General features: G+C 34.5%; 9 protein-coding genes and 2 pseudogenes. 9 read left to right on the top strand and 2 right to left on the bottom strand.

Annotated features, from left to right (window positions below; all coding sequences use genetic code 11):
- The 4 genes and pseudogenes from ON07_RS12875 to mscL form a co-directional block, all read left to right on the top strand.
- Positions 1–230, top strand: a pseudogene (locus ON07_RS12875) (type IIA DNA topoisomerase subunit B); the annotation flags it as partial.
- Positions 231–233: 3 nt separating this feature from the next.
- Positions 234–722 (top strand): hypothetical protein, encoded by a 489-nt coding sequence (locus ON07_RS12870; RefSeq protein ID WP_010232183.1) that lies wholly within the window; start codon positions 234–236, stop codon positions 720–722.
- Positions 722–3385, top strand: coding sequence for a DNA gyrase/topoisomerase IV subunit A (locus ON07_RS12865; protein ID WP_010232181.1), 2664 nt, complete (start codon positions 722–724; stop codon positions 3383–3385). Before ON07_RS12870 ends, ON07_RS12865 begins: the two co-directional genes overlap by 1 nt.
- Positions 3385–3837: a large conductance mechanosensitive channel protein MscL gene (gene mscL / locus ON07_RS12860; RefSeq protein WP_010232179.1), complete on the top strand. Its 453-nt coding sequence runs from the start codon at positions 3385–3387 to the stop codon at positions 3835–3837. Before ON07_RS12865 ends, mscL begins: the two co-directional genes overlap by 1 nt.
- A 46-nt stretch (positions 3838–3883) precedes the next feature.
- On the opposite strand, the gene ON07_RS12855 is transcribed toward mscL, so the two are convergent.
- Together ON07_RS12855 and ON07_RS12850 are read right to left on the bottom strand one after the other, a co-directional pair.
- On the bottom strand, positions 3884–4261 hold the full coding sequence (locus ON07_RS12855; RefSeq protein WP_010232176.1) for a hypothetical protein: 378 nt from the start codon (positions 4259–4261) through the stop codon (positions 3884–3886).
- Positions 4262–4382: 121 nt separating this feature from the next.
- Entirely contained in the window at positions 4383–4811 is a 429-nt protein-coding gene (locus tag ON07_RS12850; RefSeq protein WP_010232174.1) for a helix-turn-helix transcriptional regulator, read from the bottom strand.
- 279 nt (positions 4812–5090) lie between these two features.
- Here ON07_RS12850 and ON07_RS12845 point away from each other — a divergent pair, with 279 nt between their 5' ends.
- The 5 genes and pseudogenes from ON07_RS12845 (at position 5091) to ON07_RS15590 (ending at position 9049) form a co-directional block, all read left to right on the top strand.
- A complete protein-coding gene (locus tag ON07_RS12845) occupies positions 5091–6254 on the top strand; it encodes a M14 family metallopeptidase (protein WP_010232172.1) in 1164 nt (387 codons plus the stop codon).
- A gap of 66 nt (positions 6255–6320) precedes the next feature.
- Positions 6321–6800, top strand: a complete 480-nt coding sequence (locus tag ON07_RS12840) for an Lrp/AsnC family transcriptional regulator (RefSeq protein ID WP_010232169.1) — start codon at positions 6321–6323, stop codon at positions 6798–6800.
- Positions 6801–6889: 89 nt separating this feature from the next.
- Positions 6890–7408: a DinB family protein gene (locus ON07_RS12835; protein WP_029331973.1), complete on the top strand. Its 519-nt coding sequence runs from the start codon at positions 6890–6892 to the stop codon at positions 7406–7408.
- Entirely contained in the window at positions 7405–8379 is a 975-nt protein-coding gene (locus tag ON07_RS12830) for a YihY/virulence factor BrkB family protein (protein ID WP_010232164.1), read from the top strand. Before ON07_RS12835 ends, ON07_RS12830 begins: the two co-directional genes overlap by 4 nt.
- A 120-nt stretch (positions 8380–8499) precedes the next feature.
- Positions 8500–9049: pseudogene (locus ON07_RS15590) on the top strand (type 1 glutamine amidotransferase domain-containing protein).
- Positions 9050–9080 lie beyond the last annotated feature (31 nt).

The following is a 9080-nucleotide window of genomic DNA, read 5'->3' as shown; positions in this document are numbered from 1 at the left end:
AAAAACTAAGCGGTAAGGCAGAAATCACCCGCTTTAAGGGACTTGGAGAAATATCTCCGGACGAATTCAAGCATTTCATTGGAGAAAATATTAGATTGGACCCTGTTATGTTGGACAAAGAAATGTCTATTGAAGAATTGTTGAATTTTTATATGGGTAAAAACACGCCGGACAGGCAGGAATTTATAATAGATAATTTAAAAGTCGAGCTCGATTTGATAGAGGAATAGCCTATGAGGTTTAAAAATACTACTGAAACTAAGCTTGTTCCTTCTATCTATATGATAATTGTTGCAGCCTTTGTAACAAATATTTTCGTGAACTTAGAGTTAATGGCTTCAGATAATGAGAGCACCATTACTTTTAGTCATTTTCTACCCAATATATTACTTATTCTCTTCGGGATATATTTTCATAGAATAGGACAATCCTTCGATTTCGATAGCGACGGAGAAACCTTGAATTTTAAGAATAACGGCTTGTTCTTTTCAAAATTTATGGAATACCGCGTAAAGCGAGCAGAGTTTCCTAAGGGTAAATTAATAGATTTTAGAGTACTGGATTTTGGAATCTATGCAAGTCTTAAAATTTATATTAGAAGCCGCAGAAAAAAAGGACCAAGATCGTATACCTTTAATATCACTTTTTTAAATAAAAAGAAAAAAAGAGGAATGATTGAGTCACTTAAAAAAGTACTTGAGAAAAACAAAGTAGAGTCTTAATGGATTTAGAAAATCAAGATAATTCCCAAGAAATACCAGAAGAATTAGAGCAATCCAAAGAAACACTTATTCGGGTTACAGGAATGTACAAAGATTGGTTTTTGGATTATGCTTCCTATGTAATTTTGGAACGTGCTGTTCCCGCTGTAGAAGATGGTTTTAAGCCGGTGCAGCGCAGGATCATGCATTCTATGAAGGATCTGGATGACGGGAGATATAACAAAGTTGCGAATATAGTTGGACATACCATGCAGTATCATCCTCACGGAGATGCAAGTATTGGAGATGCCATGGTACAGGTTGGGCAGAAAGATCTTTTAATAGATATGCAAGGGAACTGGGGAAATGTATTCACCGGAGACCGTGCTGCTGCTCCTCGATATATAGAGGCTAGATTATCCAAATTCGCTTTGGAGGTTATTTATAATCCTAAGATCACAGAATGGCAATTATCTTATGACGGTAGAAAAAAAGAGCCGGTAAATCTTCCTGTTAGATTTCCATTATTGCTCGCGCAAGGAGCTGAGGGAATTGCAGTGGGTTTAAGCACCCGAATTCTTCCTCATAATTTTGTAGAACTTATAGATGCCTCAATAAAACATTTAAAAGGAAAGAGTTTTAAATTGTTTCCGGATTTCCCAACTGGAGGTGAAGCAGACGTTTCAAATTATAATGATGGGAAACGTGGTGGGAAAGTAAGGGTTCGTGCGAAAATATCACAGTACGATAAAAGTACGCTGGCTATAACCGAAATACCCTTTGGTACTACAACTACTTCTTTAATAGAATCTATCCTAAAAGCGAATGACAAGGGGAAGATTAAGATCAAGCGAATTGAAGACAACACTGCAGAGTTTGTAGAGATTTTGATCTATTTACCGCCAAATGTGTCTCCAGATAAGATGATAGATGCATTATATGCATTCACAACCTGCGAGAATTCTATTTCGCCTTTAGGTTGCGTGATTATAGATAATAAGCCAATTTTTCTCGGGGTTTCAGAAATGCTGAAACGCTCTACAGATCATACGCTTAGTCTTCTGAAGAGTGATCTAGAAATTAGATTGGCAGAGTTCGAAGAGCAATGGCATTTTGCTTCTCTGGAGCGAATTTTTATTGAAAATAGGATTTATCGGGATATTGAAGATGAGGAAACTTGGGAAGGAGTTATACAAGCTATAGATAAAGGCTTAAAACCACATGTTACTCATTTAAAACGAGCGGTAACCGAAGAGGATATTACCAGATTAACAGAAATTAGAATTAAACGTATTTCTAAATTCGATATAGATAAAGCACAGCAAAAAATTGATTCCCTAGAAGATGAAATAGCACAGGTAAAACATCATCTAGATAATCTTGTAGATTTTGCTATCGCGTATTTTGCAAGGTTGAAAAAAGAATATGGAGAGGGAAGGGAGCGTAAGACCGAACTTAAATTATTTGAAGACATAGAGGCCTCTAAAGTGGCTATGCGCAACACAAAGCTCTATGTAAATAGAAAAGAAGGCTTTATTGGAACTTCTTTGAAAAAGGATGAATTTGTAGCAGATTGTTCAGATATAGATGATGTTATTTGCTTTACTGCAGATGGAACTATGATGGTTACAAAAGTCGATGCTAAAACTTTTATAGGAAAAGACATTGTGCATGTGGCTGTCTTTAAAAAGAAAGATAAGCGGACTATCTATAATTTAATCTATCGCGATGGAAAAGGTGGTTCCTCCTATATCAAGCGATTTGCGGTTACCTCTATTACAAGAGATCGGGAATATCCTGTTTCTCAGGGTAAAAAAGACTCTAAAATCCTTTATTTTTCTGCAAATCCAAATGGAGAGGCAGAAGTGGTTACTGTCTATTTAAGGCAAGTGGGTAGTATTAAGAAGCTAAAATTTGAAGTAGACTTTGCAGATATGGCTATTAAAGGCCGAAATGTAAAAGGAAATATTGTTACCAAATATGCTGTTAAGAAGATAGAGCTTAAAGAAGAAGGTGTTTCTACATTAAAACCTAGAAGAATTTGGTTCGATGATAGTGTTAAGAGGTTAAATGTAGACGAGCGTGGGGAATTGTTGGGTGAATTTAAAGGTGAAGATAGAATCTTGTTAGTCACTCAGGATGGAGTCGCAAAAACAATTAAGCCAGAATTAACTACAAGATTCGATGATGAATTTATTGTTCTTGAAAAATGGGCTCCTAAAAAACCAATTTCAGCAATTTATTGGGAGGCAGAGAAAGAGCGTTACTATGTAAAGCGATTCTTGATTGAAAATGAGGACCGAGAAGAACAATTTATTGGAGACCACGAAAAGTCGTATTTGGAGTTGGTATCTACAGATTATATACCACAAGTAGAGCTTGTTTTCTCTAAAATAAGAGGAAAAGATGCTAAGGAAAATCAAATAATTAATATTGAAGAATTTATTTCAGTAAAAGGCGTTAAGGCTCTTGGTAATCAGTTGACTACAGAAAAAGTAAAACAAATTAATCTATTGGATCCTGTACCTTTTGAAGAAGAGGAAGTAGTGCTGGAGGAATTAGAAGTTCAGGAGGAAGAAGTTATCTCTGGAGAGGAGCATGAAGAGCAGAAAACCTCGTTTGAAATAGTATCGAGAGAGAAAAATAATGGTGAAGAAAGTCAGACAAAATTATTTGATGAATAATGGGATTGTTTAAAGAGTTCAAGGAATTTGCCATAAAAGGCAATATGATAGATATGGCGGTGGGTATCATTATAGGTACCGCCTTCAATAAAGTTGTGGACGTACTTGTAAAACAAGTTGTGTTACCGCCACTTTCCATGCTTACAGATGGAATTAATTTCGCAGATAGAAGAATTATTCTTCGAGAAGGTATAGACGCTGCTCAGGAGGGAGCGGTGGAAGTAAAAGAAATTGCTATTGGTTATGGTGCTTTGGTTGAAGCGCTATTGGACTTTGTAATTATTGGTTTTACTATTTTTCTTGTAGTGAAGTTTATGAATAGCTTCCGAAGAAAAGCGCAGGATCCTAAAGATAAAACCGTTGAAACTCCAAAGGAAATTCAGCTGCTGTCGGATCTTACCGATTTAATGCAGGAGCAAAATGAACTTTTAAAAAACAGAAAGAGCAATTGATTCTCTATTTTTGGGCCGATTGTTATTTTTACTCCCTTAGTGAGGGTTAATCTTTTATTTTAGTTACAGTACCTTTCTTTTTCTTAGGATCTCCCACCAAACCATATTCAAAAGTATAGGAATCGTTTTTTGTGGTAAGAATCTTAATATGCAAAGGTTTTCTTTCAGCCATATTTTTTGGATTTAGATTCTTTATAATATACTCACAATCATTAATCCAACGTACAGAAGAGGTGTCCACAGCGCCTTTAAAGGTATCTACCTCTAATGTGTCATTTCTAGTAAAAGTTGAGGTAACCAGCTCTCCGTTTAAATAAGATTCAAATTTAAATGTTCCTGTATGAAATTGATTGCAGTTTTTTTTCGGGGAATAACAAGAAGCTAGTAGAGAGAAGAGACTGAGGCTAAAAAGAAGTTTTTTCATTTAAATAAGTTTTCTACAATCATTGAATTGCCCTCTTTGCAGAGGCTATTTTTGATCATTTAGATGAAAAACCGAATACAGCCTTTCATGCCACAAAAATAAAGATTTTCTAGTCTAAAACTCAATTTTCGAAGGCTTCAAAAGTGCCATCCTCATAAAAAAGCACCACTCGCTTAATGTTTTTAGCTGAAGCCTTACTTCCGGGAAGATTTATCGGTCTAGATGAGTTTTCAATTAGTTGTGGGTTTTTTGCTTTTTCCTCACTATTTAAGGATGGAGCAGAAGTCTTAATATTTTTTGAAGGAGCTACTTCTTCATTATCTGATTTTGGAAAATTTCCTTTCCCATTTAAGAGCCAATACAATTCTACCTCGGGATAGGTCTGTACAATTTTCAGCACAAAATCTAAACTGGGTTTATTCCTTCCGGACAAAATATGGGAGATGGAAGAGCGGCCTACTTGGATGGCATCTGCAAAAACAGCCGCAGAAATATCGTAATAATCTAGGATTATTTGAAGCCTTTTGGAGAACTCATCACTGTTTACCATTGTAAATTCAATATTGATTTTAGGTATTTACAAATGTAAAACAATAAGATCAATTTATCAAGTTACAAAGGTAATTTACTAGTTGGATAATCAACTTAAGGTTTATATAAAGTAGTGTAACTATCTAAAAACAAATTAATTAATTATTAAAATTATGATCTTAGGAATTTTTCCAATTTGCATCCGGACAAATTTCGCTAAGTTGTTTACTTATGTAAACAGTTGTTTGGATTTTAAGTGTTTACAATTGTAAATTAATGATTATTTACTTTTGTAAACATGACAAATATTCCATCATCCATTTTAAATAAGTACTCGGTTTTTAAGCAAGCGACTTTAGCTGGCAGATATATAAATGCGTCCCACATTTCTGAACCTTTAAAAAAATTAGCCTTAAATTTTGAGATAGAAATTTTAGAGGATTCTACTTTAGGGGAACCTATTCATTTAATTAAAATGGGTTCAGGGGAAACTAAAATTCTCATGTGGTCTCAAATGCATGGAAATGAATCTACCACTACAAAAGCTGTTTTTGATTTGCTGAATTTATTTAGTCAGCATACTAAAGAATCTGCTGTAAAAGATATTTTGAGTTCTTGCACCTTGTATATTATACCAATGCTCAATCCGGATGGCGCCAGAGCTTATACTCGTGTAAATGCTAATGGAGTAGATCTAAACAGGGATGCAAAAGGCTTAAGCCAAGTAGAAAGTAAAGTCTTAAGGAAGGTATTTCATGATTTTCAGCCTGATTTTTGCTTTAACCTTCATGATCAACGCACAATTTTTAGTGCTGGTCCAACTGATAATCCTGCCACCTTGTCTTTTTTAACACCTTCAGAAGATATTGAAAGAGCTATAACCCCGTCTAGAGAAGCGTCCATGAAAGTTATAGGTGCTATCTATAGCGATCTCTCTAAGTTCATCCCAAACAGCATAGGAAGATATGATGACGGGTATAATGACAATTGTACCGGAGATGCATTCCAAGGCTTGGGTGTCCCAACTATTTTATTTGAAGCCGGACATTATCCAGAAGATTACAATCGCGAAAAGACTAGAGAATATGTTTTTTATGCTCTTTTTTCAGCATTAAATACAATTGCCATGGAGTCTTACAAGAAAATAAACACTTCAGTATATTTTAATATTCCAGAAAACGAAAAGCTTTTTTATGACCTAATATTAAGAAATGCAGAGGTAGATGGAAAAATTGTCGATGTAGCAATTCAATTTAAAGAAGTTTTGGAGGATGATGAGATAAAATTTTTAGGAACTATTGAAAACATTTCTCCAGAATTAGCGTTCTTTGCACACAGGGAAATTCACTGCGATTCCCAAAGAATAACACTTCCAGACCATAAATCACTCAACGAAAACGTTATAGTAGATAAGATTCTTCTTAAAAATGAAGTTTTGATGATAAATTATGAAAAAAACTAAATTTCTTTGCTAATTTTCTAGTGAAATTGTATTAATTTTGTGTTTCATTAAAAGACTTTAAGAATCATGGCAAAATATAAATTAGACGAAACCGATCATCAGATTCTGGATATGCTAATCGAGAATACGCGTACTCCGTTTACAGATATTGCTAAAAAATTGAACATATCTGCTGGAACCGTACACGTGCGTGTTAAGAAGATGGAAGAGGCACAAATAATTTTGGGTTCTACTTTAACCCTGAATTATGAAAAACTAGGATATGCTTTTATTGCATATGTGGGTATATTTTTGAAAAATACATCTCAGACAAAATTTGTTTTAGAGCGTATCAACGATATTCCATTTGTTACTGTTGCTCATGTAACTACAGGAAAATTCAATGTGTTTTGTAAGATACGTGCTAAAAACACACAACATGCTAAGGAGATCATCTTTCAACTAGATGATATCGAAGGGGTTTATAGAACCGAAACAATGATTTCTTTAGAGGAAAGCATGAATGATAAAAAACGTTTGATGCATTCTATTTTTAAGGAACTGTAAATCAAAAATCTTATTATAAAAACCCTTTATTCCAATTGGTCTAAAGGGTTTTTTTATACCTTGAAGTTTTTAAAATTTTATTTGAAACTATGATGACATCAGAATTGCCAACTTCAGAATATAATACCTTTTACCAGACTTATATTGATAAACTTCCCGATGAAGAATTGATCAAAATTTTAAAAGATCAGAAAACAGAATATGTTAGTTTTTTGAAAGGACTAAAAGAGGATGATTTAAAGCATGCTTATGCTGAGGGAAAATGGACGGTTGCACAGGTACTACAACATGTAATAGATACCGAGCGTATTTTTCAATATAGAGCCTTAACAATTGCTCGCGAAGATCTAACTCCGCTTCCGGGATTCGATCATGATGCTTATGTTCCGGCTTCAAAGGCCAATAGAAGAAGTTTGGAAAGTTATATTGCCGAATTTGAAGCTGTTAGAGATGCTGGGATTGCTCTTTTTGAAAGCTTTGAAGAAGATATGTCCGGTAGAGTGGGAGAAGCAAGTAGATCGCAATTATCTCCACGTGCTGCCGGTTTCATTTCTGCAGGTCATCAAAAACATCATTTGCTATTATTCAAATCCCATTATGGGTTATGAGAAAACTTAAAACATTTTGGCAGCTTTTAAAAAAGACCTACGGAAGTTGGAACGGAAACGACCCTTGGGCGAAAAGTGCAATCATTGCTTATTATACCCTTTTTTCATTACCATCTCTCCTTATAATAATTGTAAGTATAGCTGGTTATTTCTTTGGAAAGGAAGCGGTACAAGGCAGAATTACCGGTCAGATAACAGAATTTATTGGGAAGGAATCTGCGCTGATGGTCGAAAATATGATTAGTAATGTGGCCTTGAGCAGTAATTCTACCATGACAGTTGTTTTTGGGGTGTTTATGTTAGTTTTTGGAGCCACGGGTGTGTTCTTTCAGCTGAAAAAAGCAATGAATAATATCTGGAATGTAGCTGAACGGAAAGAGACTTACTTTAGAATGTTTATGGATCGGGTAATCTCATTCGGGATGATTTTAGTATTGGGCTTTTTAATGCTTTTAGGATTAATTGTTTCAACAATCATTAGAATGTTAAGTGATTATATTGAAAGTTATGCTCCTGCGTTCACTGAATTAGGTGTCGATTTAGTAAACTCAGTTCTTTCGCTTGTATTTATAACCTTACTTTTTGGTTCCCTATTTAAATTATTGCCAGATATTAAGATACGATGGAAAGTTACACTCTTTGGAGCGGCATTAACAACGGTCCTTTTCTTGCTCGGGGAATATTTAATTGGAATTTATTTTGGTAGGACAGATCCTGCTTCAGTATATGGAGGAGCTTCCTCTTTGGTGCTTATTTTACTTTGGGTAAATTATACCTGTTTAATTATGTTTTTTGGTGCAGAGTTCACAGTGCAATATGCTTTGCATATAAAGGAAAAGGTAACTCCTAACGAATTTAGTGAACCTGCTATTCACCAGGAATTGGAAAAATTAGATGAAAAAAAAACAAAACTGAAGGAAGATCACAAGATTATTAAAGATCTCAAAACAAATACTGAAAACGAAAATTAACATCTTTCATTCATGGATTAATAGAGGTTTAACGATTTAGTCATTTTATTTATAAACCTTTTAATACACTAAGCATTAAGTCTTCGATATCTTTATTTCTTAATTTTAAAACCAACAATTATGAAAAAGAGAATAGCCATTTTGGCAACAGATGGATTTGAAGAAAGTGAATTGAAATCTCCTAAAGAGGCAATGGAGAAAGAAGGTTTTCAAGTTGAAATAGTTAGTTTGAAATCTGGAAATATAAAATCTTGGGCAGACGGAAATTGGTCTAAAGAATACAAGGTAGATAAAACTTTGAGCGAAGTTAAGGCTCAAGACTATAATGCACTTGTTTTGCCGGGAGGTGTTATAAATCCTGATAAATTAAGAAGAGAAGACAATGCGGTAAAATTTGTTCGAGACTTTTTCAAACAAAAAAAAACCGGTAGCAGCAATTTGTCACGCAGCATGGACTTTAATTGAAGCAGAGGTAGTTGAAGGTAGAAAAATGACATCTTTTAATTCTATTAAGAAAGACCTTGAAAATGCAGGTGCGCACTGGGTAGATGAAGAGGTTGTTGTAGATGAAGCCTTAGTCACCAGTAGAAATCCAGATGATCTCCCAGCTTTTAATAAAAAGCTAATCGAAGAGATTAAAGAAGGAAAGCACGATAAGCAGCATGCTTAGATTTTTAAAATATAATATGTTATAAAAAAAA

Origin of the sequence: Gillisia marina (genome assembly GCF_000258765.1) — a bacterium.
Taxonomy (GTDB): domain Bacteria; phylum Bacteroidota; class Bacteroidia; order Flavobacteriales; family Flavobacteriaceae; genus Gillisia; species Gillisia marina.
The sequence above is the reverse complement of the archived record's forward strand: the minus strand, read 5'-3'. Positions and strand labels throughout refer to the sequence as shown.

Excerpts from the sequence above, each read along its gene's own strand:
- ON07_RS12870 (WP_010232183.1), top strand. The coding sequence starts at position 234 with ATGAGGTTTAAAAATACTACTGAAACTAAGCTTGTTCCTTCTATCTAT.
- ON07_RS12865 (WP_010232181.1), top strand. The coding sequence starts at position 722 with ATGGATTTAGAAAATCAAGATAATTCCCAAGAAATACCAGAAGAATTA.
- mscL (WP_010232179.1), top strand. The coding sequence starts at position 3,385 with ATGGGATTGTTTAAAGAGTTCAAGGAATTTGCCATAAAAGGCAATATG.
- ON07_RS12855 (WP_010232176.1), bottom strand. The coding sequence starts at position 4,261 with ATGAAAAAACTTCTTTTTAGCCTCAGTCTCTTCTCTCTACTAGCTTCT.
- ON07_RS12850 (WP_010232174.1), bottom strand. The coding sequence starts at position 4,811 with ATGGTAAACAGTGATGAGTTCTCCAAAAGGCTTCAAATAATCCTAGAT.
- ON07_RS12845 (WP_010232172.1), top strand. The coding sequence starts at position 5,091 with ATGACAAATATTCCATCATCCATTTTAAATAAGTACTCGGTTTTTAAG.
- ON07_RS12840 (WP_010232169.1), top strand. The coding sequence starts at position 6,321 with ATGGCAAAATATAAATTAGACGAAACCGATCATCAGATTCTGGATATG.
- ON07_RS12835 (WP_029331973.1), top strand. The coding sequence starts at position 6,890 with ATGATGACATCAGAATTGCCAACTTCAGAATATAATACCTTTTACCAG.
- ON07_RS12830 (WP_010232164.1), top strand. The coding sequence starts at position 7,405 with ATGAGAAAACTTAAAACATTTTGGCAGCTTTTAAAAAAGACCTACGGA.